General features: G+C 61.7%; 21 protein-coding genes. 3 read left to right on the forward strand and 18 right to left on the reverse strand.

Features of this window, described 5'->3' with window-relative positions; all coding sequences use genetic code 11:
• Nucleotides 1-20: 20 nt before the first annotated feature.
• On the reverse strand, nt 21-965 hold the full coding sequence (locus QN222_RS06585) for a complex I NDUFA9 subunit family protein (protein ID WP_283961182.1): 945 nt from the start codon (nt 963-965) through the stop codon (nt 21-23).
• Between the two features lie 526 nt (nt 966-1,491).
• Between QN222_RS06585 and QN222_RS06590 the strand changes: the two genes are divergently transcribed.
• Nucleotides 1,492-3,795, forward strand: a complete 2,304-nt coding sequence (locus tag QN222_RS06590) for an acyl-CoA dehydrogenase (protein WP_283961183.1) — start codon at nt 1,492-1,494, stop codon at nt 3,793-3,795.
• A 23-nt stretch (nt 3,796-3,818) separates the two neighbouring features.
• Here the strand turns inward: QN222_RS06590 and QN222_RS06595 are convergent, their stop codons facing one another.
• The 17 genes from QN222_RS06595 to QN222_RS06675 all read right to left on the reverse strand — a co-directional run bounded on the left by QN222_RS06595 (nt 3,819) and on the right by QN222_RS06675 (nt 22,828).
• Nucleotides 3,819-5,684: an acetyl-CoA hydrolase/transferase C-terminal domain-containing protein gene (locus tag QN222_RS06595; RefSeq protein WP_284005316.1), complete on the reverse strand. Its 1,866-nt coding sequence runs from the start codon at nt 5,682-5,684 to the stop codon at nt 3,819-3,821.
• The gene (locus tag QN222_RS06600; protein ID WP_283961185.1) at nt 5,681-7,789 is read right to left on the reverse strand and encodes a 3-hydroxyacyl-CoA dehydrogenase NAD-binding domain-containing protein; all 2,109 of its coding nucleotides are present in this window, start codon (nt 7,787-7,789) and stop codon (nt 5,681-5,683) included. The genes QN222_RS06595 and QN222_RS06600 overlap by 4 nt, the downstream gene beginning before the upstream one ends.
• Nucleotides 7,786-9,195, reverse strand: a complete 1,410-nt coding sequence (locus QN222_RS06605) for an acetyl-CoA C-acetyltransferase (RefSeq protein ID WP_283961186.1) — start codon at nt 9,193-9,195, stop codon at nt 7,786-7,788. The genes QN222_RS06600 and QN222_RS06605 overlap by 4 nt, the downstream gene beginning before the upstream one ends.
• Nucleotides 9,196-9,423: 228 nt before the next feature.
• Nucleotides 9,424-10,737, reverse strand: a complete 1,314-nt coding sequence (locus QN222_RS06610; RefSeq protein ID WP_283961187.1) for a TRAP transporter large permease — start codon at nt 10,735-10,737, stop codon at nt 9,424-9,426.
• Nucleotides 10,734-11,246, reverse strand: coding sequence for a TRAP transporter small permease (locus tag QN222_RS06615; protein WP_283961188.1), 513 nt, complete (start codon nt 11,244-11,246; stop codon nt 10,734-10,736). Before QN222_RS06615 ends, QN222_RS06610 begins: the two co-directional genes overlap by 4 nt.
• A 160-nt stretch (nt 11,247-11,406) precedes the next feature.
• On the reverse strand, nt 11,407-12,381 hold the full coding sequence (locus QN222_RS06620; protein ID WP_283961189.1) for a C4-dicarboxylate TRAP transporter substrate-binding protein: 975 nt from the start codon (nt 12,379-12,381) through the stop codon (nt 11,407-11,409).
• 227 nt (nt 12,382-12,608) lie between these two features.
• On the reverse strand, nt 12,609-13,886 hold the full coding sequence (locus QN222_RS06625; RefSeq protein WP_283961190.1) for an L-fuconate dehydratase: 1,278 nt from the start codon (nt 13,884-13,886) through the stop codon (nt 12,609-12,611).
• Nucleotides 13,887-13,909: 23 nt separating this feature from the next.
• On the reverse strand, nt 13,910-14,755 hold the full coding sequence (locus tag QN222_RS06630; RefSeq protein ID WP_283961191.1) for a fumarylacetoacetate hydrolase family protein: 846 nt from the start codon (nt 14,753-14,755) through the stop codon (nt 13,910-13,912).
• Between the two features lie 22 nt (nt 14,756-14,777).
• A complete protein-coding gene (locus tag QN222_RS06635; RefSeq protein WP_283961192.1) occupies nt 14,778-15,512 on the reverse strand; it encodes an SDR family oxidoreductase in 735 nt (244 codons plus the stop codon).
• Between the two features lie 10 nt (nt 15,513-15,522).
• Nucleotides 15,523-15,969 (reverse strand): MaoC/PaaZ C-terminal domain-containing protein, encoded by a 447-nt coding sequence (locus QN222_RS06640; protein ID WP_283961193.1) that lies wholly within the window; start codon nt 15,967-15,969, stop codon nt 15,523-15,525.
• Nucleotides 15,970-15,971: 2 nt separating this feature from the next.
• Nucleotides 15,972-17,051 carry a Gfo/Idh/MocA family oxidoreductase gene (locus QN222_RS06645; protein WP_283961194.1) on the reverse strand — a complete coding sequence of 360 codons (1,080 nt, stop codon included), beginning with the start codon at nt 17,049-17,051 and terminating at the stop codon, nt 15,972-15,974.
• Nucleotides 17,044-17,373 (reverse strand): L-rhamnose mutarotase, encoded by a 330-nt coding sequence (locus QN222_RS06650; RefSeq protein ID WP_283961195.1) that lies wholly within the window; start codon nt 17,371-17,373, stop codon nt 17,044-17,046. The genes QN222_RS06645 and QN222_RS06650 overlap by 8 nt, the downstream gene beginning before the upstream one ends.
• A gap of 11 nt (nt 17,374-17,384) precedes the next feature.
• Entirely contained in the window at nt 17,385-18,497 is a 1,113-nt protein-coding gene (locus QN222_RS06655; RefSeq protein WP_283961196.1) for a mandelate racemase/muconate lactonizing enzyme family protein, read from the reverse strand.
• A 1-nt stretch (nt 18,498) separates the two neighbouring features.
• On the reverse strand, nt 18,499-19,596 hold the full coding sequence (locus QN222_RS06660) for a sn-glycerol-3-phosphate ABC transporter ATP-binding protein UgpC (RefSeq protein WP_283961197.1): 1,098 nt from the start codon (nt 19,594-19,596) through the stop codon (nt 18,499-18,501).
• Between the two features lie 5 nt (nt 19,597-19,601).
• A complete protein-coding gene (locus QN222_RS06665) occupies nt 19,602-20,468 on the reverse strand; it encodes a carbohydrate ABC transporter permease (RefSeq protein WP_283961198.1) in 867 nt (288 codons plus the stop codon).
• On the reverse strand, nt 20,468-21,364 hold the full coding sequence (locus QN222_RS06670) for a sugar ABC transporter permease (RefSeq protein ID WP_283961199.1): 897 nt from the start codon (nt 21,362-21,364) through the stop codon (nt 20,468-20,470). Before QN222_RS06670 ends, QN222_RS06665 begins: the two co-directional genes overlap by 1 nt.
• 183 nt (nt 21,365-21,547) lie before the next feature.
• Complete coding sequence (locus QN222_RS06675) at nt 21,548-22,828, reverse strand: sugar ABC transporter substrate-binding protein (protein ID WP_283961214.1); 1,281 nt, start codon at nt 22,826-22,828, stop codon at nt 21,548-21,550.
• A 205-nt stretch (nt 22,829-23,033) separates the two neighbouring features.
• Here QN222_RS06675 and QN222_RS06680 point away from each other — a divergent pair, with 205 nt between their 5' ends.
• Both QN222_RS06680 and QN222_RS06685 read left to right on the forward strand, forming a co-directional pair.
• A complete protein-coding gene (locus QN222_RS06680; protein ID WP_283961200.1) occupies nt 23,034-23,822 on the forward strand; it encodes an IclR family transcriptional regulator in 789 nt (262 codons plus the stop codon).
• Between the two features lie 110 nt (nt 23,823-23,932).
• The gene (locus QN222_RS06685) at nt 23,933-24,769 is read left to right on the forward strand and encodes an amidohydrolase (protein ID WP_283961201.1); all 837 of its coding nucleotides are present in this window, start codon (nt 23,933-23,935) and stop codon (nt 24,767-24,769) included.
• Nucleotides 24,770-24,826 lie beyond the last annotated feature (57 nt).

Consider the following 24,826-nt stretch of genomic DNA (forward strand, 5'->3'; position numbering starts at 1 on the left):
CTTTTCCCGGCAGTTAAAGCTCAAACGTCGTGCTCGATCATGTAGACGACGTCCTCGATACTGCGGGCTTGCATACCCAGTTCTTGGAGGCCCGGCAGATCGTTTGCCGCGACATTGTCGCAACGCATGAGATCGACTTGATTGCGCGTCAAGAATACGCCGGGAAGGCACTCCGTAGCAGTCGCCAACATGCTCCACAGCGGGAATGGCACGGGCACAAACCTGATTGGCAACTTGAGTTGCGTGGCTATCTGCCCGACGAGTTCCCGATACGAATAAATGCGCGGACCGGCGCACTCGAAAATCGAGGCATCGGTGGAATTCTGCCCCAAGGCCAGGCGGCTCACGGCTTCTGCCACGTCCTCGACATAAACCGGTTGCAGCCGCGTGCCGCCGTTGCCGAACAGCGGATAGATCGGGAGGAGCCGTACCAGCCTCGAGATCGTTGTGATGAACGCGTCATCGGGCCCAGTCATAACAGCGGGACGGACGATCACTGCGCCTTGAAATGTCGCCTTCACCGCCTCCTCGCCGCGGCCCCGGGCCCGAATGTAATTCGAACGCGATTTTGCATCCGATCCGATACCCGAAATCTGTATGAAGCTCTCGACGCCTGCATCCCGCGAAGCGGTCGCCAGATCGGCCGCGGCTTGTACATGGACACGCTCGAAGGTCTGCTCACCGTGCTCGACATAAAGGCTTACCGCATTCACAACCACGCGAGATCCACCAACGACAGCGGCGATCGAGGATGCATTCAGTATGTCCGCCTCGATCTGCTGAATTCGCCCCTTACCGGACGCGTTGTCGCATTTGTTCTTGTGCGGATGGCGCGAGACGGCACGTACATCGACGGCTTTCTCCAGAAGCCTGCACACGATCCGCCGCCCAAGGAAACCCGTTCCGCCGAACACCGTCACGATTTTCTCGCCGCCTGGATCATCTCGGCCAGATCGGTTGGTCATTGTGCTTCTAAGGACCTCCTCATCTACCGACGCGTTATCGGCCGCGTTCCAAATCGAACGACCGCATCAGGCGCTTGATCCGCTCGGCGGAACAAATGTTGCCGGTTCCGCCAGTCCTCGCTGGCTGTCGGACCTGTTACGGCCGCATCCCGCAGCCGATTTGAAGGCAACGCATTTGAGGGAACGTTTTCCAATTAGCATCCGTTCCCGCGGCTGATCGCAGTACCAAGTTTGCGGTTGGGAGGGCGCTTTTCGCCGATGTCATAGGCGTGCCTTACAGCCGAAGCGATCCTATCCGATCCGATCGAAGACCCACTAAACGCACATGCCCACCGCCACTTCCAAGCAATCGGCCAGCGCCAGAGCATTTGGTCAACTGGTTCGGGAGTGGTTAACGTCAAGCTCATTGGATACTGAGCAGGATCAATCCAGGTTGGAGGGAATTGACGACGACGCTCGCTGGAACTGATCGCAGGCGAAGGCATTCCAGCCAGTATGGGTATGATGGATTTAAGGAACGGGTCCCATGCGCCCGCACACTTTCCGACGCGACACAATCACCAAGCCGCTCTTCAAATGGGCCGCTCACGTCATGCCGCCGATCTCGGAGACCGAGCGCGACGCGATCGAGGCGGGTACGGTATGGTGGGACCGCGAGCTATTCACCGGGAATCCGGACTGGAACAGACTTCTCGCCATACCGCCAACGAGACTTTCCGCAGAGGAGCAGGCCTTCATGGACGGGCCGGTGCGCGAACTCTGTGCCATGATCGACGATTGGAAGATCAACTGGGAAGACCGCGACCTGCCGTGTGACGTCTGGGACTTCCTGCGCAAGAAGAAATTCTTCGGCATGATCATCCCAAAAAAATATGGCGGCCTCGGCTTTTCAAACACCGCGCATTCGGAAGTCGTGCGCACCGTCTCTTCCTGCAGCGTCGTGGCCGGCGTGACGGTGATGGTGCCGAATTCCCTCGGCCCCGCCGAATTGCTGATGCATTTCGGCACCGACGAACAGCGTGATTACTGGCTGCCCAGGCTCGCCGACGGGCGCGAGATTCCCTGCTTCGCCCTGACTTCGCCGGACGCCGGCTCGGATGCGGCAGCGATGACCGACGCGGGCATCGTCGAATTTGGCGCCTGGGAGGGAGAGAAAGTACTGGGCGTCAGGCTCAACTTCCACAAGCGCTACATCACGCTCGGTCCGATCGCCACCGTGGTGGGTCTCGCCTTCAAGATGTACGACCCGGAAAATCATCTCGGCCGCGGGAATGAACTCGGCATCACGCTCGCGCTGCTACCGACATCAGCGCCGGGCGTCACCCATGGCGAGCGGCACATACCGCAATTCACCCATTTCCAGAACGGTCCGCTTTACGGGAGGGATGTGTTTCTGCCGCTCGACCTGATCCTGGGCGGCGAGAAGCAGATCGGAGAAGGCTGGAAGATGCTGATGACGGCGCTTGCCGCCGGCCGCGGCATTTCGCTGCCGGCGCAGTCGGCGGCGGCCGCTGCCATGTGTGCGCGCGCAACCGGCGCCCACGCGCGGGTCCGGACCCAGTTCGACGTTCCGATCGGCGTGTTCGAGGGCATCCGGAAGCCCCTCGCCGACCTTGCCGCGAACATCTATCTGATCGATGCCGCAAGGCGGCTCACCATCGCCGCTCTCGATCAGGGACACAGGCCGTCCGTGATCTCGGCCATCATGAAATTCCACGCCACCGAGCGCATGCGCGATTCTGTCTGCAAGGCGATGGACATTCACGGCGGCAAGGCGATCATCGACGGTCCAAGGAATTATCTCGGCAGCCAATACAGGTCGGCGCCGATCGGAATCACGGTCGAAGGCGCGAATATCCTCACGCGGAGCCTAATGATCTTCGGCCAGGGTGCGGTGCGCTCGCATCCCTACATGCTGAAGGAAATGCTGGCGCTGTCCGACCAGGACGGGAAGAAGGGCCTGGACACCTTCGACAAGATACTCTGGCGCCATGTCGGACATGCTTTCGCTACGCTTTGGCGCACCTTTGTGCGCGGCTGGTCGGGCGGGCGCATCGGTCCGGCCCCGGATGGGGCGGCGATGCCCGGGTTCTGGAAACAGCTTTCACGCAACGCCGCTGCCTTCGCGCTGCTTGCCGACCTCTCGCTGCTGACGCTGGGCGGAGCGCTCAAGCGCAAGGAGATGATCTCAGCCAGGCTGGGCGACATCCTGTCGGAACTCTATCTGCTCGGCGCGGTGCTGACCCGTTACGAGGCAGAGGGGCGGCAACAAGAAGACCAGCCGATCGTCGACTATCTGATGCGCCAGGGTCAGGGTCGTATCGCGGCCGCTTTTGCCGGCGTGCTCGACAATTTGCCGGCGCGCTGGGCGGCGATCCTTGTCAGACTGGCCGCCTTCCCCATGGGGATTTCCGCTCCGGCGCCGTCGGACGAACTCACAGGCGCGGTGGCCGAGACGCTGATGAACGATTCGCCCCAGCGCGAACGGCTGACGCCGGACATCTATCTGGGCGAAGGGCACGAACAGCACCCGTTCAAGGATCTCGAGCGCGCTTTCAGGCTGGTCACCGCCGCGGCGCCCATCGAGAAGAAGATGCGTGACAAGCACCTCCATGATCCGGAAGAGGCGCGCGACAAGGGCGTCATCAGCGGCGAGGAATTCGAGCAACTTGCCGAAGCCAAGGCGGCCGTGGACCGCGTGGTCGCCGTCGACGCGTTTCCCATGGAAGAGATCTCGCCGATCGCCGCGCAGCATTCGAAGAAAAAGGAAGACGGCGGCGACAAGCGCGCCGGGAGCTCTGAGGCCGCGGAGTATAGAAGCGGCGGCTGAACTCTGCCCCGGTGCCATGAACGCTATTTGCCGCGTCTGAGCGCCCGGAGAAGCAGTTTCGCATAAAGCCTTTCGCGCAGGTTCGCTGGAGCGGCGAGGTGCATCCTTTCAAGCGCGGCGCGCTCTGCTTGGTCAGGGCGGGCTTCGGCGAGCGACACAAGGACGGCGCGCGCAAGCGATCGCCTGGAAGCAGTTCTATGCTTCAGATAGCGCAGCGCCGGAACCAGGTGCTGTTCCTCCTCGGTGAACTCCGTGCCGAATGGAAACGTGGCGCACCAGCCTTCCTTGCGCAGCGGGAGAAGCGCTTCCGCAACAGCCTCTGGGGTATTCCGGCGGAAGGCAGTCGGAACGGTAAAATCCCTCTCGATCTTGCCGGCGGTTTTGGCCGCGTCGAGCAGTTCGTCCTGAAAGGCCGAATCGGTGACTGCCAGCATCGCGGCTATGCAGTCGCGGTCGGATTTGCCGCGTAGATCGGCAATGCCGTATTCGGTCACGACGATGTCGCGCAGATGCCGCGGCAGCGTCGTGTGTCCGTAGGACCAGACGAGGCGCGATTGACGACGCCCGCGATGCCAGCGCGCCGCGTTGAGGGTGATGATGGAGCGCGCGCCTTCGAGGGCGAAGGCCTGGGCGACGAAGTTGTACTCCCCGCCGACGCCGGAGACGACGCGGCCGTCTGCAAGCGCGTCCGATACCGTTGCTCCCATGAGCGTCACCATCATTGCATTGTTGACGAAGCGCGCGTTCACCCGGTCGGCGCGCTTCTTCTCCTCCTCGCCGTAAAGCTCGTTGACGAAGGAAATGCCCCGCATCTGGAAAAGCGCGCGCTCCTCCTCGGGCAGGTCGCGGAGGAATTGGTAGAGCGCCTTGCTGCCAACGAAGAAGCCGGAATGGAGTATCGCCCCGTCCGAGGCGCGGCGCTTGAGGATGCCTGCCCGGAATAGATCCGTGAAACCGTCGACAAACATCTCACTGGCGGCGTAGAGACCGCTCTCGAAGGCTCTCGTCTCCCGCCTTGCGGTCTCGTGGGGAGCAAGGCGATGCAGCGCGTCGGCAAAAACCTCGGGCCGGCGCTGTCGCAGGATGAGGCCCGCCGTCAACGCATCGCCCAGTGATCCGATGCCGATCTGCAGCGTTCCGCCATCCTTCACCAGGCTCGCCGCACGGATGCCGATAGCGTGATCGGCCAGCGATACCGGTTCCCGGGGCACGACGAAGAGCGGTCGGTCGCGATCGGGTCCGTCGAGGATGAAATCGAACTCGCCGGCCGGCAGCACCGCCTCGCCAGGCATGAAGGGCAATTGGGAGCTGACCTCGCCTACAAGAAGAAACGGCTCGTGCCGGGCCTTCAGCGCCGGCAGAATGTCGAGCGTGATGTCGGCGTTGCAGGACAGGCTATATTCGGCGTCGGCGCCGTCGCGGCGCTTTGCCACAAGTTGCGCGAGGACGTTGATGCCGCGTTCGAGCGCGTATCGGCCCGCATGCGTGTAATTGGCCGAGACATAGTTCTGCTGGGCGATCTCGATCGAGAGCCAGCGCCCGGCGACGAAAAAGAACTCGCTGATGCGGACGTTTTCCGGCAGCGACCCTTCGCGCAGCGCTTTGGCATAGGTGAGCCCCGGGTAACCCGAATACAGCCGCTCGGTCATAGGTTGAAGGAAGCGGCGTTCCATCTCGCTTGACCAGGCAGGCGTTTCCAGCGTCAGCGCGGTGAGTATTTCGAGATCGACCGTTCTGTCCAGGGCCGCCCGCTCGAACAGTGCATTTGCGACGAGATTGGCCTTGCCAAGCCCGAGCGGAAGCGCAAGCACAATGTGCCCGCCGAGACACGCTATGATGCGGTCGGCGACGCTTTCGGCCCGTTGATGCTGGTCCGGCTTGCCCGTCACGTTTCTCCGCTCATTGCGTCCCAGCCCTTGTCGGGGGCAAACCGAGGCCCGTGCTGCTGTTCGAGCCGCCTCAACGTCTCCAGAATGTCTGACGCGCCGCGCCTGCGCGCGTAATGCATCGGCCCGCCACGGAACGGCGCGAAACCGGTCGCAAAGATCATCGCGCCATCGAGCGTATCCTCGTCTTCGACGATGCCCTCGCGCAGACAGCGCACGCAGGTATTGAGCATGGGCAGAAGAAGGCGCTCCGCCATCTCCGGGCCGGGTCCCGGCGCACCGGATCCCTTTTTTGGCTTGCGCTTGCCGTCATAGCCGTAAAGTCCCTTGCCCGCCTTTCGGCCGGTCTCGCCACGGTCAACCTTCTTTTCCAGCCACGCCGGAATGTCGGCGATGGGATCATCGAGCCTGTCCTTGAGCATCCTGACGACCTCGAGGCCGATGTCGAGCCCGATGCGGTCGGCGAGCTCGATCGGACCCATCGGCATGCCGAACTCCTCCGCCGCCCGGTCGATCGTCTCCTTGGGCGTTCCCTCGTCGAGCATGACGAAAGCCTCGGTCAGATACGGCGTCAGTGCACGGTTGACTAGGAACCCGGGCGCGCTCTTCACGGCGGCGGGCAACCTGTCGATCGCGCCGCAGAAGGCATGCGCCCTGTCGAGCGTCGCCTTACTCGCCTGGTCATGAGCAACAACCTCGACGAGCTCCATTTTTGCGACCGGATTGAAGAAATGCAGGCCGACGAGCCGATCCGGAAAGGTCAGGCCCTCGCGCAACGCCTCGAGCGGAATGCTCGACGTGTTGGTGGCGAGGATCGCGTCCTTGCGCATTTTCGGCTCGATCCCGTCAAACACCTTGCGTTTGACATCCAACTTTTCCACGACGGCCTCGATGACGAGATCAGCCTTGGCGGCCCCTGCCCCCTCGAAATCGGGGATCAGGCGGTCGAGCGCGTCGCGCCGCTCGATGCTCGAATGAAGCTTCTGGTCGTAAAACGCCGCGGCGCGGCCAATCGCCCTGGCGATGGCGTTGCGGTCGAGGTCGGCGAGCGTGACACGCAGTCCCCGCGCCGCGCACCAGGCTGCGATGTCGCCGCCCATCGTGCCCGCGCCGATGACGTGGACGTGCCGAATGCCGCTTTCGCCCTTAGCGGAGCCCTTCAGCTTCTCACGCAGGAAGAAGACACGGATAAGGTTCTGCGCGGTCTCGCTGACAAGCAGTTCCGAGAACGACGCGATCTCGGCTTCTTGCATTGCCTTGCTGTCGCCGCCGTGCTCCTCCCAGAGGTCGATGAGGCGGTAGGGTGCCGGGTAATATCGCTTCGGCGCGCGTTTCTCCGCCTCGCCCCGCATCTGCCGGGCGGCCAACTGGCGTGCCGGCCGCAGGCCGAACACGCTGGATTTCCAGTTGCCGCCGTCCTTCTTCATCTTGCCGGCGACGGCCGCGCGCACGGCGTTTTCAACATGGCGCTCCTCGATAACGGCGTCGACGAGACCGAGCGCCTTCGCCTTCTTCCCATGCACCGTCTTTCCCATCAGCATCATCGTCATCGCCTCGACAGGGTCGATCAGCGCCGTCAGCCGGAACGTCCCGCCAAGCCCCGGATGCAGGCCAAGCATGATTTCGGGGAAGCCCAGCTTCGCGTCGCCCAAAGCCATGCGGTATTTGCAGGCGAGCGCTAGTTCGAGCCCACCGCCGAGGCAGTAGCCGTGGATCAAGGCCACCGTCGGTATCCTGAGTGCCGCAAGACGATCGACGATTTCGTGCGCCCGCCTCATGCGCTTCTCGACCTCGCGCGCCTCGGTCACGCCCTTGAAGTCGTGGATGTCCGCGCCGGCGATAAAGCCGCCTTTCTTGGTCGAGCGGATGACGAGCCCCTTGGCGCCCATGCCTTCAATATCGCCAAGCGCCATGTCCAGTTCGGCGAGAACCGATTCCGACAGCGTGTTCGTGCTTTCGCTGGACCTGTCGAGCAAAAGCCAGGCGATGTCGTCCGGCCCCATGCTCAGCCGCCAGTGCGTGAAAACCTTCGCGGCGTCGCGCGGTCCGAACTCCATCTTGCGGGGGGCGGGCGTTTTCCAGACGGACGCATTTGTGGCTGGCATCATGCGACCTCCACGAGCATGGCGCCGCCTTGCCCGCCGCCGATGCACTCGGTCGCGATACCGCGCCTCAAGCCACGATGATGCATGGCGTTGACGAGATGAAGCACGAGGCGGTTTCCGCTCGTGCCGACCGGATGCCCGAGGCTGATCGCCCCTCCATCCACATTGAGCCGGTCGCGTTCGATGCGCCCGAAGACGCCGTCGAGGCCGAGCACGTCTCGGCAATATTCCTCATCCTGCCATGCGGCAAGACAGGCGAGCACCTGCGCGGCGAAGGCTTCGTTGAGTTCCCACAGGTCGATGTCCTCAAGGGAGAGATCTCGGCGTTTCATGATTTCAGTGGAACACAATGTCGGGGCCAGCCCCATGATCGAAGGATGGAGCGCCGACCATTCGCTGTCGATTATGCGGGCGAGCGGCGTGAGCCTGTGCTTGCTCATCGCCTCTTCCGATGCAAGGACGACCCAGCACGCGCCGTCCGTGATCTGGCAGGAATTGCCGGCGGTGATGTTGCCGTAAGGTTTTTCGAAAACAGGGTCCAACTTCGCGAGCTTCTCCATCGACGTGTCAGGCCGCACACCGTCGTCATGGTCGTAGAGCATGCCGGCGCGGCAAGTCGCCGGAACGATCTCGCCGTCGAGCAAGCCGTTGTTTTGCGCGCGTGCCAGGCGTTGATGGCTTTCAAGGGCATAGGCGTCGGCCGCTTCACGCGTGATGCCGAAGAGGTGGCCGATGACTTCCGCCGTCTGGCCCATGTTGAGTTCGGTGATCGGATCGGTGAGCCCACGTTCAAGGCCAACCACCGGCTTCGCCATCTCCGGCCGAAAGCCAGCCAACGCGGTGGTTTTCTCCCAGGATGTCTTTGCCGTTGCGACGGTACCGAACCATTCGACCGCTTGCTCGCGAAGCACCAGCGGCGCATGCGACAGCGCTTCCGCGCCGCCCGCCATGATGAGTTCGGCCTCGCCCGTTTCGATCATCCGGAAGGCGCTATCGATCGACTGCATGCCCGAGCCGCAGTTGATCTGGACGGTGAAGGCCGTGATCGCCGCACCCATGCCGAGCCTGAGCGCGGCGACGCGCGCCGGATTCATCTCGTCGGCGATGACGTTGACGCATCCGAGAATGACGGCGTCGAATTCGTCCGGAGGGAAAGGCAGGCGCATGAGCAGCGGGCGCCCGCATTGCACAGCAAGATCGACCGGCGTGAACGGCCCCGGCTTGTTGCGGGCCCGGAGAAAAGGGGTGCGCGCACCGTCGACCAGATAGACGGGACGCCCAGAACTCGCCGCTGTCCGCTTGGGGGATCTCGATCCGCCGGCGATCGGCTTCCCGGATGTGGACGCCTTCGCCGTGCGAGCCGGGCTCTTTGCCTTGGTCGCTGCAGCAGAGTTCGGCGCCTTCGCCATTCGCTAAGCTCCCCATATTCGTCGACGGGATGTCAGCCGACTTTCTCCTCGGAGAAGACAACGCTCCTACCGCGGGGATGCCGTGTTGACCGAACGTTCAAAGCCGGTGATCGTTCCGCGTGCAAGCGGAGATCCTCTCGTCCGTGCCTACTTGTTCGAGGCCGCAATCACCTTGTTGGACGCGCGTCGGGAAATGGTCGGCACTCAACCACCCAGGCTGGCAATCTCCTATTGAACGGCTGTCGTCCCATAAACGAGGTTCGGCAGCCAGAGCGAAAGTTGCGGGAACATGCTGAGCATCAGCAGCAACACCATCATCATCGCGAGATAGGGCAACACCTCGCGCGCATAGGCCATCATTGGAACCTTCAGCACCATCGACGAGATGTACATCAGGCCGCCGACCGGCGGCGTGATGCCGGCGATGGTCAGGTTGGTGATGAAGACGATGCCGAAATGCACACGATCGATACCGACGCCGTCGATAATCGGGATCAACATCGGCGTCAGGATAATCAACGCCGCCGAGCCCTCGATCGCTGTACCGATGACGATCAGAAGCACGTTGATCAGCAGCAGCATCAGCAGCGGGTTGTCGGTCGCGCCACCGAGCCAGCTCGACATCGCCTGCGGCACCTGTTCCCAGGCGAGGTAAAAACCGAAGGCCGCAGCCGCGCAGATCATGATCATGACCACGGCTGAATCGCGCACGGACTCGGCAAGTACCTCGGGGATCTGACGGATGGTGAACTCGCGGTAACCGAAGACTGCAACGAACAGCACGTAGACGACGACGACCGCGCCAGCCTCTGTGGTCGTGAACAGCCCATAGCGGGTGCCGACGAAGATGACCACCGGGATCGAAAGCGCCCAGATGCCATCGACAAGCGCCTTCACGCCTTCGGCGCGCGTTGCCCGCTCCTTGCGCAGCGGCTTGTAACCTCGCTTCCTGGCAATGAAATAGGTGGTGATCATCAGCCCACCGGCAAGCACGAGGCCGGGCACGACGCCGGCCGCAAACAGCCGACCGATCGAGGTTTCGGCAAGGAATCCATAGACGATGAGGCCGATCGACGGTGGTATGAGGCTGGTGATGATGGCGGCTGACGAGGTGATGACCGCGGCGAAAGCACGGCTGTATCCCCTCTCCGACATCTCGACGCCGAGGGTCTTCGCCAGCATCGCCGCGTCCGCATTCGCGGACGCAGTCAAGCCGCCGAGCAGGGTGCCGAGGACCGTGCACATCTGAGCGAGCGCGCCGGTCATATGGCCGACGAGGACGTCGGCGAGGTTGAGTAACCGACGCGTGATGCCCGAGGCGTTCATGATGCAGCCCGCGAGCACGAAAAGCGGCAGCGCCAGCAGAGACACGGACTGACTTCCTTCGGCCATCTCCTGGGCGAAGTTGGCAAGCGGAATCATATCCATGTTGAGCAGGAAGAAGGCCAGCGCTCCGATCGCCATCGCCCAGGTGATCGGAGTCGACAGCAGGAAGAGCACGACGACGAGCAACGATGGGCCGGCAAGATGAAAGAAGGTCATATCAGCGATTCCGCATTGCGATGCACCCGGACGGTCCACGGTCTTTCGACGATGAGGTGCTGGATGAACATGCCGGCAGATGCCACGCCGAGCGGGCCGTAGGAGAGGCTGCGCGACAGGTCGAGCGCGATGGTGTGGACCTGGCGCGACGTCCAGGCCTGCCACGCAAACAGCACCGTCATCACCACGAAGAAGACGGCGAGCAACAGGTAATTGAACCAAGCAATCGCCTTTTGCCAGCTCGCAGGCAACGCCGTGACCAGCACATCGATCGCCGCATGCGTTCCCAGACGGACGCCGGCAACGGCGCCGAAAAAGACGAGATAAGCGAAGGCCATGACCGCCAGCTCGTAGGTCCAGGCGGCCGGTTGAGGGAAAATGTAGCGGCTGACAACGCCCCAGAGGATCGAGAAGACGATGACGATGAGCGCGGCAACGCCGATCGCCTCGTCGGCGCGGCGAAAACTGAGAAGAGGAATGGTCTCTTCCCGCAAGAGTGAGGTTTCCATGGCGGCCTCAGTCATTTGGAGAGAAGGAGATGGGTGGCTCAATGTGCCACCCATTTTCGGCTCGGCTGTGCCCGTCTCACATTCTGCGTCAGTCAAGTCACCGATGCGGTGTCGCCGTCAGGCCAGCGCCGGGTTGCCGGAGTAGGGCGGCTTCGTCGCCCTACTGCGCCATCGCCTTCTGCACGCGGTCGTAGATGCCCGGGGTAATATTCGGCACCTTGTCATAGGCGACGCGCGAGGCTTCGACGAAAGCCGGAATGTCGACGTCTGTTACGATCTCGACACCGGAATCGGTCAACTGCTTTGCATAGGCATCGTCGGTTTCAAGGGTCATCTGCGTCAGTTCCTTGGCGATCGTCTGCCCCTCCTCCAGAAGGATCTTCTGCAGGTCTTCGGGCAGGCCGTTGAAAAACTGGGTGGATGCGACCCAAGCGGTGAACATGATCTGATGGCCAGTCTTCGAGATGACCTTGCGGGTTTCGTTCAACTTCGCCCCGGCGATCGATCCGAATGGCCCCTCAGCGGCGTCGACGACGCCGGTCTGCAGCGCATTGTAGACATCGCCCCACGGCAGTTCCGTCGGGCGCGCGCCGTAGCCGCCGAAGGTCGCCATCATGATCGGCGAGGACGGCACGCGGATCGTCACGCCGGAAAGATCAGCCGGGGTGCGGACCGGTTTGTTGGAGATGATGTGGCGGTATCCGAAGAGACCGTTGGGCATGATGATCTTGATGCCCTGCGCCTCGAGCTTGCTGGACAATTCCTTGTAGAGATCGGATGCGAACAGGCGATCCGTGGCCTGGAGGCTCGGATAGACGTAAGGTCCGGCCAGGATCGACATGTCGGGCACGAACTGGCCGAGCTGGCCGTAGTCGGTGGCGCTGAGCAGGCTGGCACCGCTCATCACCATTTCGTTGACCTTCTTCTGGGCGCCGAGCTGATCACCGGTCATTACGGTAATGGCGATTCGGCCATCCGAGCGCTTCTCGACGCGTTCGGAGAAGGTCTTCATCGCCTTGACGATCGGCTCGTTGGGATTCACCTGCGAGGTCGAGAAACGCAGGCTGTATTCCTGCGCGTTCGCGCCGACATAGGATAAAGCGGCCATGGCGGCGGCGAGCATGAACTTCTTCATTGGTCCTCCTCTTCCGGACTCCCCTCCGGATTTCATTCATAAGCGAATGAATAAGTTATTTACAAATGATCCTCGGGCGTCAAGAGGAATGTCGCAAGGTGGCGATGATACGGTGCAGGGACCGTAAATCGCGGCAACTTCGAAAAAACATAGGGCCGCCGCAGGATTCCTGCGACGGCCCACAAAATAGAGTGAATAGGTGCGTTATATATGAATATGTGCGGAGTTTAACCTCGGAAGGTGTAGTCCTCGATGGATTGCGGCTTCATCTCGATCGAAAAGCCCGGCCGCAGCGGCGGCATGTAGGCCGCATCGCGGATGACGCAAGGTTCAAGGAAGTGTTCATGCAAGTGGTCGACATATTCGATCACCCGGCCATCCTTGGTCCCTGACACGGCGACATAGTCGATCATCGACAGGTGCTGGACGTATTCGCAGAGCCCCACCCCGCCCGCATGCGGCCAGACCGGAAGCTCATACTTCGCCGCTACCAGCAAGACCGCCAGCACCTCGTTGAGACCGCCCATGCGGCAGGAATCGATCTGCACGATGTCGATCGCACCTCCTGCGATGAATTGCTTAAACATAATCCGGTTCTGGCACATCTCGCCGGTCGCGACTTTCACCGGGCCGATTGCCTCGCGGATCTTGCGATGGCCGGCGACGTCGTCGGGGCTCGTCGGTTCCTCGATGAAAAACGGCTCGGCAAAGGCCAATTGCTTGATCCAGTCGATCGCTTCGCCGACTTCCCAGACCTGATTGGCATCGATCATCAGATAGCGGTCCGGACCGATTACCTCTCGGGCGATCGTCAAGCGGCGAATGTCGTCGGCGAGATCGCGCCCGACTTTCATCTTGATGTGGTTGAAGCCCTGATCGATCGCTTCTTGAGCGAGCCGCCGCAGCTTGTCGTCGTCATAACCAAGCCAGCCGGCCGAGGTCGTGTAGCAGGCATACCCTTCCCTCTCGAGCGTCGCGATGCGCTCGGACTTGCCTCGCTCCGCTTTCCGCAGAATTGTGATCGCCTCGTCGCGGGTCAGCACATCGGTCAGGTAGCGATAGTCGACGATGTCGGCGATCTGTTCCGGCGTCATCTCGGCGACCAGCCGCCAGACGGGCTTGCCCGCTTCCTTGGCCAGGAGGTCCCAGATCGCGTTCACGATGGCACCCGTCGCAAGGTGGATCGCTCCCTTCTCCGGGCCGATCCAGCGCAACTGGCTGTCACCAGTCAGATGCCGCCAGAACCGACCCGGATTGGCCAGAATGTCCGCGGTGTTCTGGCCGACGACGAGGTGACGCATGGCCTTGATGGCCATGCAGCAGATGTCATTACCCCGTCCGATCGTGAAAGTCAGGCCATGCCCTGCCAATGCCGGATCGTCAGTGTCGAGGATGACATACGCCGCGGAATAGTCGGGATCCGGGTTCATGGCATCGGATCCGTCGAGGCTCTGCGAAGTGGGAAAGCGTAGATCGAAGACGCGCAGATCGGTGATGCGGGTCATGTTTTGCTCCAATCAGTACGCGTTCAGGCGTCGGCGCGAACGCGTTGCTTCTGAGTGCCGAGGCCCTCGATGCCGAGTTCGACGACGTCGCCGGCCTTCAGATAGCGCGGCGGCTTCATGCCCATGCCGACGCCCGGCGGCGTGCCGGTCGAGATGATATCGCCCGGCTGCAGCGACATGAACTGCGAGAGATACGAAACGAGGTAGGCAACGCCAAAGACCATGGTCTTGGACGAGCCGTTCTGCATCGTCTCGCCGTTGACCTTCAGCCACATCGGCAGGTTCTGCGGATCCGGCACCTCGTCCTTGGTGACGAGCCAGGGTCCGGTCGGCCCGAACGTGTCGCAGGACTTGCCCTTCGTCCATTGGCCATGGCGCTCGGTCTGGAAGGCGCGTTCGGAAACATCGTGGATGGTGCAATAACCGGCGACATGGTCGAGTGCATCGGCTTCGCTGACATATTTGGCCGTGCGGCCGATGACGATGCCGAGTTCTACTTCCCAGTCGGTCTTTTCCGAGCCGCGCGGCAGGACGAGATCGTCGTTCGGGCCGCCGATCGCCGACGTCGCCTTCATGAAGATGATCGGCTCGGGCGGCACCGTCGCTCCGGTCTCGGCGGCGTGATCGGAATAATTGAGGCCGATGCAGATGAACTTGCCGGTACCTGCCACGCAGGGACCGAGCCGCGGATCGCCGGCGACCGCCGGCAAGGTCTCTGGGTTGAGCCTGGAGAGCTTTGCCAGCCTTTCGGGGTCGAGGATATCGCCGGCCAGATCCGCCACTTCTCCGGAAAGGTCGCGGATTGTGCCGTCGGAGTCGATGAGGCCCGGCTTTTCGCGGCCCGGTTCGCCATAACGAAGAAATTTCATGTGCTGTTTCCTTGGATAGAGGTCAGATGGTCCAGCCGCCGTCAATGGCGTAGGCCTGCCCGGAGGTATAGGTCGCGCCGGCGAGGTAGAGAGCGAGATCGGCGATCTCTTCCGGCGTGCCGATCCGTCCCATCGGCTGGCGGGCGATGAATGCGGCCCGTGCCGTCTCGAAGTCGCCCTGGGCGCGCATGCGCTCATGCAAGGACGGACTTTCCACGGTGCCCGGGCAAATGGCGTTGCAGCGAATACCCTCCGCGACATAGTCGGCGGCGACCGATTTCGTAAGGCCGATCACCGCCGCCTTGGTGACGCCATAGGCGAAGCGGTTGGGCACGCCTTTGATGCTCGAGGCGACCGAAGCCATGTTGATGATCGAGCCGTCCTTGCGCGCAAGCATGCCCGGCAATACAGCGCGGATGGTGCGGATCATCGCCTTGACATTGAGGTCGAAGGCGAATTCGAGATCGGCATCCTTCATCTCGAGGATCGAGCCCGCGTGCACGAAACCGGCGCAATTGAAGAGTACGTCCACTCGGCCGATCTTCGCAACCAGCGCCTCGACCGCGCTACCGTCGAGAACGTCGAGCCGATGGGTTTCGACATTACCCTCCGTCGCCAGCGTTGCGAGCGCGTCGACATTGATATCGGTGGCATGCACCGTCGCGCCGGCCTTGGCAAAGGCGAGCGCGGTGGCGCGGCCGATGCCCTGGGCTGCGGCGGTGACAAGGACGACCTTGCCAGAAAGATCCGTTGTCATAGTTGAACCCTTATGCTTTGCGTTCGACGATCAGGATATGGTCGGCGGCAAGGACGACCTCGCCACACTGGTTGATAACTTCGCATCGTTCGACGACGCGCCCCGCCGTCGGTCGCTTCGGATCGTCCTCCTTGGCTGAGATCGTCACGCGGGTGCGGATGGTGTCGCCGATATGGACCGGACGCACGAACCGCAGCCGATCATAGCCATAGGAAAAGGCGACCGGATTGATCAGCGACGCCGTGAGGCCGACGCCGATCGAAAAGATCATGGTGCCGTGGGCGATGCGCTGCCCGCCCGGCAGGGTCTTGGCGAATTCAGCATCCATGTGATGCGGGAAGAAGTCGCCCGTGTGTCCGGCATGGACCACGAAATCGGTTTCCGTGATCGTCCGGCCCGTTGTCAGTCTGACATGGCCGAGCTCATAGTCTTCGAAGTGGATTGTCTGTTCTGCCATCGTCAACGTCCGGGAAGTGGCGCGATCGGGGTTGCGGGCCGCGCGCTGGATTGATAGGCCGCCTCGACCAGCGCCATGGTCTGCCAGGCGTCGTCGACCGGGCCGGTCAACTGCTCGTCCTCGCCGCTGGCGAAGCGTTGCAGGTTCGCCATGCGATTGGCAAAAGCGTCCGGGAACCAGGCGCCCTTGAGCGGTACCTCAACCCATTCCATGCCGCCGGCAGGACGGATCCAGAGTTCGTCGGGCTCGCCGCGTGGGTAGTCGAGATTGACACCAAGCTTGACGTATGCGGCGCCCTCCGTCCCCGAAATGCGGAACTCGCAAGCCTGGAACTTGCGGCCGAAATCGTGATCGTGATTGACCGAAAGCACACAGCGCACGCTGTCTCCGTAGTCGAGGATTGCGGCCGTGCGGGTCTGCGCCACCTCATGGTTGGGGTGGCCTATCGTCTTTGCGTGCACACCGTTCGGATTGCCAAGGAGCCCACGGATCAGGTCGAGATAGTGGATCGAGTGCATTGCGATCTCGATCCGCGGCAGCCCTTTCAGAAATGGCCAGAGGCCCCAGGGCGTGGCGAGAGCAAGCCATGCATCGAAATCGACAACCTGGCCGAGGTAGCCTTTGCCGATTGCGTCGCGCAGCGCCAGCATCATCGGGGCAAAGCGCAGCTGGAAATTGACAGCCGCCTTCAGTTGCCGCTCGCGGCAGACGTTGAGGATCTCCGTCGCGGCTGCGAGATCCCCGCCCATCGGCTTCTGGATCAGCGCGGCCGAGCCGGTCGGCAGTTTCGACAGGATCGAGGCATGCGCGGCCGGCGGCGTTGCCAGGTCGAAAATCGCATCTGGACTGGCCAGGGCCTCCGCTTCGGTGGCAAACGCCCGAATGCCCCAGTCGGCAGCAAGCGAAGCTGCCTTCTCGCCGTTCGGGTCGAAGATGCCGGCAACAGGAAAGCCCGCCTTTCGGTAGGCCGGAAGATGCGCGTCGCCAACAATACTGCCGGCGCCGAAGATGACGATCGGCCGCGGGTTTTCAGGTGCCGGCCACCATTGCCGCAGGGACGTGGGGTCGAAGCGGTCAGCCATGATGGAAGACTTCCTCCATCATCGCCCACCATTCGCCGTCCTTGCGCGTTTCAAGCGGCTTCTGGCAAGGCATGCACACCGACCACCATTCCCGGTTCTTCGGGTGCGCTGCCATCTTGGCCATATCGGCGGCGAAATCTTCGCCGACATATTCCCAATAGCCAAACAGCAGGTTCTCCGGTTCCTTCAAGAAGATGGAGTAATTCGTGACGTTGCAATCGGAGATCAGCGCTAGGATCTCCGGCCAGACGGCAGCGTGCAGTTTCTTGTATTCGGCGATCTTTTCGGGCTCGAGGCCGATCACCATTCCCATCCGTTGCATGGCGGGCCTCCCTATTTCGTAAATTCGCGGGTGAACTCGTCGATAGAGCGCGCGCTGACCGCATCCCAGTCCCAGGCAATACCGATACCGGCTTCCGACGGCGCGATCGCGCGTCCGTCGCGGATCTCCATGCCCTTCGTCGTCAGTTCATCAAGCTGCGGAATGTATTCGACATATTTGCCATTCGGCACGGCGCAGACGAGGCTGACATGCAGTTCCATCAGGAAGTGCGGGCAGACCGGAATATCGAACGCCTCGGCAGCATGCGCAACTTTCAGCCACGGGGTAATGCCGCCAATGCGGGCGACGTCGACCTGCACGATCGAGCAGGCCCCCTTCTGCATATACTCCCGGAAATGCCGAATCGAATACATGGATTCGCCGACGGCGATCGGGGTCGGCGTCGAACGGGTCAGGCGGATGTGGCCGTCGAGGTCGTCGGCCGGCAACGGCTCCTCGATCCAGGCCAGATCCAGCTCCTTCAGGCGCGCGGCGCGGCGGATCGCCTCGTCGACGGAGAACCCCTGGTTGCAATCGGTCATGATCTCGAAGCAATCGCCGAGTGCCTTGCGCATGGCCGAAAGGCGGTCATAGTCTTCGGATCCGTGCGGCTTGCCGATCTTGACTTTGGAGCCGGAAAAACCCTTGGCCTTGGCCTGGAGCGCATCCTCGACGAGGGCTTCCTTTTCGATATGCAGCCAGCCGCCTTCGGTGGTGTAGAGCGGGCAATTGTCCTTGGCGCCACCGGCGAGCTTCCAGAGCGGCAGCTTCTGCTTGCGGGCGCGCAGGTCCCAAAGGGCGGTGTCAACGGCGGCCAGCGCCAGCGCCGTTATCGCGCCGATCGTCGTGGCATGGGTGGCAAACTCCATCTTGTGCCATATGGCCTCGATGCAATCGGCGTCCTCGCCGATCAGGATCGGAACGAGGTGATCGGACAACAGGCGCATGACGGAGGATCCGCCGGTGCCGATCGTGTAACTGTAGCCGGTGCCGGTCGCGCCATCGGAATCCGTTATCGTGACGATCGGCGTTTCCTGACTGACGAAGCTCTGGATCGCGTCGGTCCGCTTCACCTTCGGCTGCAGATCGACCATGCGCAGCTCAATTTTCTCGATCCTTGCCATGTCAGCCTCCCATCGCCTTTCCGGTCTCGATATCGAAGAGATGGGCGCGCGAAAGGTCGAAGCTCATGCGCACACTTTCGCCGGAGCGCAGGGGACGCGGATTGAGCATGCGCGAAACCCAGTCGCGACCATTGAATTGGGTAAACACCAAAGTCTCGTTGCCGAGCGGCTCGGTAATTGTGACGGGCAGATCGACCTCATGCACGGCAGCGGCATCGCCGGCATGAAGACCGTGCCCCGACGGATAGATGTCATCCGGGCGCAGACCGAAGGTGACCTTCTGTCCTGCACGAACAGCACCGACAAATCGGGGCGGAATCGGCAGGCGGATCCCGGTCGCAAAGACCAACTGTCCTTGATCGACGATGGCTTCGTCCATGTTCATCGGCGGCGAACCGATGAAGCCGGCGACGAATTTCGTGGCGGGCCGCTGGAACACTTCCTCCGGCGTCCCGACCTGCTCGATATGACCGTCGCGCATGATGACGATGCGATCGGAGAGCGTCATCGCCTCGACCTGGTCATGGGTCACATAGATCATCGTCGCCTGCATGCGTGCATGCAGCTTCTTGATTTCGGTGCGGACCTGGGTTCGCAGCTTCGCGTCGAGGTTCGACAGCGGCTCGTCAAACAGGAAGACATCGGGCTGACGCACGATCGCACGCCCCATGGCCACGCGTTGACGCTGGCCGCCCGACAGTTGCGACGGACGGCGCTCCAGCAGATGGCCAAGGTCGAGAATGGTTGCAGCCTCTTCGACGCGCGCCTTGATTTCATCCACAGAGCGGCCGGCGATCTTCAGCGAGAAACCCATGTTCTCCGCGACAGTCATATGCGGATAGAGCGCGTAGGACTGGAATACCATCGAGATGTTGCGGGCGCGCGGCGGCAGGTCGTTGACCTTGCGGCCGCCGATCTCGATGGCACCGGCGCTTACGTCCTCGAGGCCAGCGATCATGCGCAGTGTCGTCGATTTTCCGCAACCGGAGGGGCCGACGAGCGCCATGAACTCGCGGTCCTTCACCTCGAGATCGATGCCGTGAACGACGTCGAGCGCGCCATAGCGTTTGACAAGTTTCCTGAGGGTGACAGGAGCCATGAATGTTATCCTTTCACCGCGCCGAAGGTGAGGCCCGAAACGAGGTGCTTTTGAATGATGAAGGTGAGCGTGAGCGCCGGAACGATCATGACCACGGCGAGCGCGCACATGCCGCGCCAATCGATCGTGAACTCGGCGGTATAGTCGAGCAGGCCAACGGGCAAGGTTTTCGAATTGACCGAGCGGGTGATTTGCGAGGCCAGGGCATATTCGTTCCAGGAAGTTAGGAAAGCGAAGATGCCGGCGGACGCGATTCCGGGACCGGCAAGCGGAAATTCCACTTGCCAGAAGGCCTGCCAGGGCGTGCAACCGTCGATCTGCGCGGCTTCGGCGAGATCCTTTGGAACCTGGCGGAAGAAACCGTCGATCAACCAGATGGTGAAGGGCACGTTCAGCGCGACATAGGTCAGGATCAGGCTGAAATGGGTATCGATGATGCCGGTGCGGGCATAGATCATGAAGAGCGGGAGCGAGAGCGCGATGCCTGGCACCGCTCGCGTCAGCATGAAGCCGAGAAAGATCGCCGACTTTGCCTTGAAGCGATAGCGGGCAAAAGAGTAACCGCCCGCCATGCCGATCGCCAGAGCAACCACCGTCGACGTGACGGAAATGATCAGTGAGTTGCGGAAATAATCCCAGACGGGAACCCCGCCCTGCCCGGCTCCGGAAAACATGGCTCGATAGGCATCGAGTGACAGGCTTTCCGGGATCCAGACCGGCGGTTTTGCCATGATCTCGACCGTTGGACGCAGCGACGACAGCACGATCCACAGGCCAGGCAGGCAGATCACGGCCATAGCAATAAACAGCCCGATCAGATGCGCCGTTTTCAGGAGGCGCCGGCGCAGGCGATGCGACGAATTGATATCCATTACCACTCGGCTCCGATCTGCTGGCGCGCGGCGGCGAGCTTGCGGAAGAAATAGACGGTGAAGACGATCGAAAGCAGAATGGCGACGTAGGCCATGGCGTTCGCCATCCCCATGCGTGCGTCGGCATAGGCCGTACGGCCGATCAAGGTCCACAGAAGCTCGGTGCGCTTGGCCGGTCCGCCATCGGTCATGATTTTCACGATGTCATAGGCGCGCGCGACGTCGAGCGAGCGGATCGTCATGGCGATGAAGGCAAACGGCATAAGATAGGGCCAGGTGACGTAGCGGAAGGTCTGCCACGGCGTGCAACCGTCAACATGCGCTGCCTCGACCGGATCCTTCGGCATGGCCAGAAGTCCCGCAAGGATGAGAATGGCGAAGACTGCAGTCGATGACCAGACCTCGGCAATGATGATCGAGACCAGCGCAAGATTGCCGTCGATCAGCCACGGGATCGCTCGATCCGTCAGCCCGAGCGACTGCAGCGCGTTGTTCACGAAACCGATGTTGTCGTTGAACATGAACTTGAATTGGAAGCCGACGAGCACAGGTGAAAACATCATCGGGAACATCATCACCGTGCGCAGCAGCCGCTGGCCGTGGGTGGCCTTGTTGACGAGGAGCGCCAGGCCCAGGCCAAGCAGCATCTCCGTGTTCAGGGCGATGGTGAGCAGGAGGACGGTACGGCCGAAGGCAATCCAAAAATCCCAGTTGCTCAACACCGCGATGTAATTGCGCAGACCGACGAAGATCCACAGGGATTCAGGCTTGGTCAGCCGAAACGGCGTGAAGCTCGAATAGAATGAAAAGACAAGCGGCAGCACGATGACCGCTGCCAGCACGACAAAGGCCGGCAGCAGCAGAAGGACCGGTGCAGACAGTTTCTTGAGCTTCATCAGGCAGTCCTGAGGGATGACATGACAACGCCGCGCGTCAGGCGCGCCGCGCAAGCGGCGCTGCAAGGCATGAAACTTGCGGCATGATTTTCCCTCGGATCGCTTTGATCCGAGGAGCTATGCAGGAATAGGCGAAGGGGGCGCCGACACCTTGGTATCGGCGCCGCCTTCCTTTACTTACAATCAGAGCTTTCCAGCATCTTCCAGGATGCCGGTTGCCTTTTCGGCTGCGGCGTCGAGCGCCTCCTTCGACGTCTTGTCGCCGAGGATGGCGGCCTGGAGTTCAGGATAGACGGCGTTGGAGATTTCGATCCATTCCGCCGTCTGCGGAACCGGGAATGCGTGTTTGGCCGCTTCCTGGAAGGCCTGCAATACTTCCGTCTTGTAGGCGTCGCCTTCGGCGGCCTTGATGTTGTACTCCCACACGGCCGTGCGCGTCGGCAGCGGACCGGCCGCCGATTCCAGTTTCTGGCTGTCCTCGTTGGTCAGCCACCAGACGAGCGATGCGGCCGCCTCCTTGTTGGCGCAATCCTCCGTAACCGAGAAGCCATGGTGACCGGACCAGCCTGTGCGCTTGCCCGAGGAGCCTGCCGGTTGAACCTTGACGCCGACATTGCCAGCAATCTTCGATGACTTCGGATCGTTGAAGAAGCCTGCCCAGCCAGGCCAGTCGAGATTGACGGCGATCGAGCCGGACGCAAAGCCCTGGCCGAGATCGTCCCAGAGATAGTTCGTCGTGCCCGGGGGGACAGCCTTGTCCTTATAGAGCTTGACGAACCAGTCGAGTGCCTTGACACCCGCCTCCGAGTTGAAGGCCGGACGACCATCCTTGTCGAGGTATTCGCCGCCCTCGGCGACCAGCATTTCATAAAAGCGGCCATTGATGGCCTCTTCCTTGCCAGCAAACTGCGTGCCGTAGAAATTCGGAGGGGCTGCGAAGAATTCGGCCTGGTCGCTGACCTGGGCCCAGGTGTCCGGCGGCGCAAGGTCGTAGCCATACTTTTCCTTGAAGGCGGCCTTCTTGGCGTCGTCCTGATAGAGGCTCTTTTGATAGTAGAGCGCTGATACATCGAACTGCGCGCGCGGAAGCATGACGAGCTTGCCGCCGAGCGTCGAAGCGTCGATTACGGCCGGAACGAACTTCGCGATCTCGTCCGACGGAAGCAGGGCCAAGAGATCGGTGTAGATATCGGGATACTGCGGGGCGAAGGAGGAGTGGTTCGAGCCGACGCACCAGCTGACGCCGCCCGTGGCGATATCCGACTTGATCTCCTTGTCGAGTTCGAAGTGGTTCTTCTTCGACAGGATGTTGACCTTGGCGCCGGTCGCCTTCTCCCATTCCGCGATCCGCTCATAGAGCTTTTCGTATTGCTGTCCGCCGATCAGCTTGGCGTCGATGGTGACGCCCTCGAACTTGCCGGGCAGTTCCGCGGCGCTGGCCGCTCCCGCTGCGCAAGCAAGCATGATGACTCCGGCCGAGACGCCGGAAAGCAGCCTGTTCATAACCTCTCCTCCACAGAAGCGCCCCTAGTCCCGGCGCGCATTTCTCATTTGTGAGAAACTAATTTATATACAAACAATCATTTTATCGCTCGTCAAGGGCAAACTTTCCTTTGTCGGCGGCTTTCTCTGCGTATATGGATATTTCTATTCACCAAGGAGGACGCTCATGGACATCGAAGAGTCCGATCGCTACCGCGCCCCCGCGCTGGACAAGGGACTTGACATTCTCGAACTGCTGGCGAGCGTCGATGGCGGCCTGACGCAGGCTGAGATATCGAAGAGGCTCAATCGCAGCCCGAACGAATTCTACCGGATGCTCGACCGGCTCGTGCGCCGTGGCTATGTCACCCGAATCGATGGCGACCGCTATGCCCTGACACTGAAGCTTTTCGGTCTAGCCCAGTTGCACGCGCCGGTGCGGCGCCTCGTCTCCTACGCGACGCCCTTGATGCGCGACCTTGCGCAAAAGTCCAAGCAGGCAAACCAGTTGACGGTGTTCGATCGAGGGTCGGCCGTGGTCATTGCCCAGCAGGAAGCTCCGGACTATTGGGGTATCTCGATCAGGGTCGGCTCACATATCAGCCTGTTCGACACCGGTTCCGGGCATGTTCTGCTTGCCTTCCGCACCCCTGAGGAGCGTGAGATGATGATTTCCGAGCACGCTCGCAGCAAGGACGAGATCTCGCTCGGGCCGGAATTCTATGCGCGTCTCGACCAAATCCGCGAGCGTGGCTACGAAATGATGGCGAGCGCGCAGACGGCGGGCGTCTACAACCTTTCGGCTCCCATACTTGGCCCCGACGGACGCGGTATCGCAGCCCTGACCATTCCCTATATTGCGCTAGTCAACGCGCCATCTGCTCCCGATATCACCGAGACCATATCGCTCTTGCGCAACGCGGCGACACAGCTTTCGGTGCTCGCTGGATCGGACGTGGCGCAAGCGTCTGAATGAGCAGGTGCCGACAAAGCGTCGGCGCTTGGCTTCACGATCAATCCGTCAATTTCTTATTTGAATGGGTTCTTCTTATGTGAGAGGGTGAGACATACGGAGGAGGCCTGATCTTGATCGTCGACACCCATCTGCATCTCATCAACAAGTCCGCGCTGACCTATCCTTGGCTAGCAGGTGTTCCCGCCCTGGATCGGGACTTTCTCTATTCGACTTATGAGGCGGAAGCTCGGCGTGTGGGCATCGATACCGCGTTGCACATGGAAGTCGATGTCGATCCGCGAGAGATCGAGATCGAGACCAGTGAAGTTAGGCAGCTTTCACGACGGGAGGGCAGTCTGCTCACGGGCGCGATTGCCGCGTGCCGTCCCGAAGAGGATGGCTTCGCCGCCTATCTCGAACGGCAGCAGGGCGATCCTCTCGTCAAGGGTTTTCGTCGCGTCTTGCACGTCGTCCCCGACGATCTGTCCGACGGTGCCGTGTTCCGCGAGAACCTCAAGCGGCTTGCCGGCAGCCGCTTTACCTTCGATCTCTGCGTCTTGCCGCACCAGATCCCAAAGGCCATCGCTCTTGCCGATCTCGTGCCCGATCTGCAGTTCGTGCTCGACCATTGCGGTGTTCCCGATATTCGCAGCGGCGCCGAGCATCCCTGGCGCGAGCACATAAGCGAGATCGCACGACGGCCGAACGTGGTCGCCAAGATTTCCGGCGTCGTCGCCTATGCCGATGAAAGCTGGAATGCCGAGACGCTACGACCTTACGTCGAACATACGATCGCCGCCTTCGGCTGGGACCGCGTCGTCTGGGGCAGCGATTGGCCGGTCTGCACCCTCGGCGGCAACCTCTCCACCTGGGTCGCGACTACCCACGCGCTGCTTGACGGCTGCAGCCTTGAAGAACGGACAAAGCTGCTTTCGGCAAACGCGCGTCGGATCTGGAACCTGGCTTAAGGCGCCGCGCGGCCGATCGTGGCCGCACACCCGCAAGACAATGACTAAAGCCGCCGG

This window comes from Sinorhizobium sp. 6-70 (assembly GCF_030124375.1).
Lineage (GTDB): Bacteria > Pseudomonadota > Alphaproteobacteria > Rhizobiales > Rhizobiaceae > Sinorhizobium.

Bases quoted from the DNA above. Each gene is read 5' to 3' on its own strand.
- QN222_RS06585 (WP_283961182.1), bottom strand. From the start codon at position 965: ATGACCAACCGATCTGGCCGAGATGATCCAGGCGGCGAGAAAATCGTG.
- QN222_RS06590 (WP_283961183.1), top strand. From the start codon at position 1,492: ATGCGCCCGCACACTTTCCGACGCGACACAATCACCAAGCCGCTCTTC.
- QN222_RS06600 (WP_283961185.1), bottom strand. From the start codon at position 7,789: ATGATGCCAGCCACAAATGCGTCCGTCTGGAAAACGCCCGCCCCCCGC.
- QN222_RS06605 (WP_283961186.1), bottom strand. From the start codon at position 9,195: ATGGCGAAGGCGCCGAACTCTGCTGCAGCGACCAAGGCAAAGAGCCCG.
- QN222_RS06610 (WP_283961187.1), bottom strand. From the start codon at position 10,737: ATGACCTTCTTTCATCTTGCCGGCCCATCGTTGCTCGTCGTCGTGCTC.
- QN222_RS06615 (WP_283961188.1), bottom strand. From the start codon at position 11,246: ATGGAAACCTCACTCTTGCGGGAAGAGACCATTCCTCTTCTCAGTTTT.
- QN222_RS06620 (WP_283961189.1), bottom strand. From the start codon at position 12,381: ATGAAGAAGTTCATGCTCGCCGCCGCCATGGCCGCTTTATCCTATGTC.
- QN222_RS06625 (WP_283961190.1), bottom strand. From the start codon at position 13,886: ATGACCCGCATCACCGATCTGCGCGTCTTCGATCTACGCTTTCCCACT.
- QN222_RS06630 (WP_283961191.1), bottom strand. From the start codon at position 14,755: ATGAAATTTCTTCGTTATGGCGAACCGGGCCGCGAAAAGCCGGGCCTC.
- QN222_RS06635 (WP_283961192.1), bottom strand. From the start codon at position 15,512: ATGACAACGGATCTTTCTGGCAAGGTCGTCCTTGTCACCGCCGCAGCC.
- QN222_RS06640 (WP_283961193.1), bottom strand. From the start codon at position 15,969: ATGGCAGAACAGACAATCCACTTCGAAGACTATGAGCTCGGCCATGTC.
- QN222_RS06645 (WP_283961194.1), bottom strand. From the start codon at position 17,051: ATGGCTGACCGCTTCGACCCCACGTCCCTGCGGCAATGGTGGCCGGCA.
- QN222_RS06650 (WP_283961195.1), bottom strand. From the start codon at position 17,373: ATGCAACGGATGGGAATGGTGATCGGCCTCGAGCCCGAAAAGATCGCC.
- QN222_RS06655 (WP_283961196.1), bottom strand. From the start codon at position 18,497: ATGGCAAGGATCGAGAAAATTGAGCTGCGCATGGTCGATCTGCAGCCG.
- QN222_RS06660 (WP_283961197.1), bottom strand. From the start codon at position 19,596: ATGGCTCCTGTCACCCTCAGGAAACTTGTCAAACGCTATGGCGCGCTC.
- QN222_RS06665 (WP_283961198.1), bottom strand. From the start codon at position 20,468: ATGGATATCAATTCGTCGCATCGCCTGCGCCGGCGCCTCCTGAAAACG.
- QN222_RS06670 (WP_283961199.1), bottom strand. From the start codon at position 21,364: ATGAAGCTCAAGAAACTGTCTGCACCGGTCCTTCTGCTGCTGCCGGCC.
- QN222_RS06675 (WP_283961214.1), bottom strand. From the start codon at position 22,828: ATGCTTGCTTGCGCAGCGGGAGCGGCCAGCGCCGCGGAACTGCCCGGC.
- QN222_RS06680 (WP_283961200.1), top strand. From the start codon at position 23,034: ATGGACATCGAAGAGTCCGATCGCTACCGCGCCCCCGCGCTGGACAAG.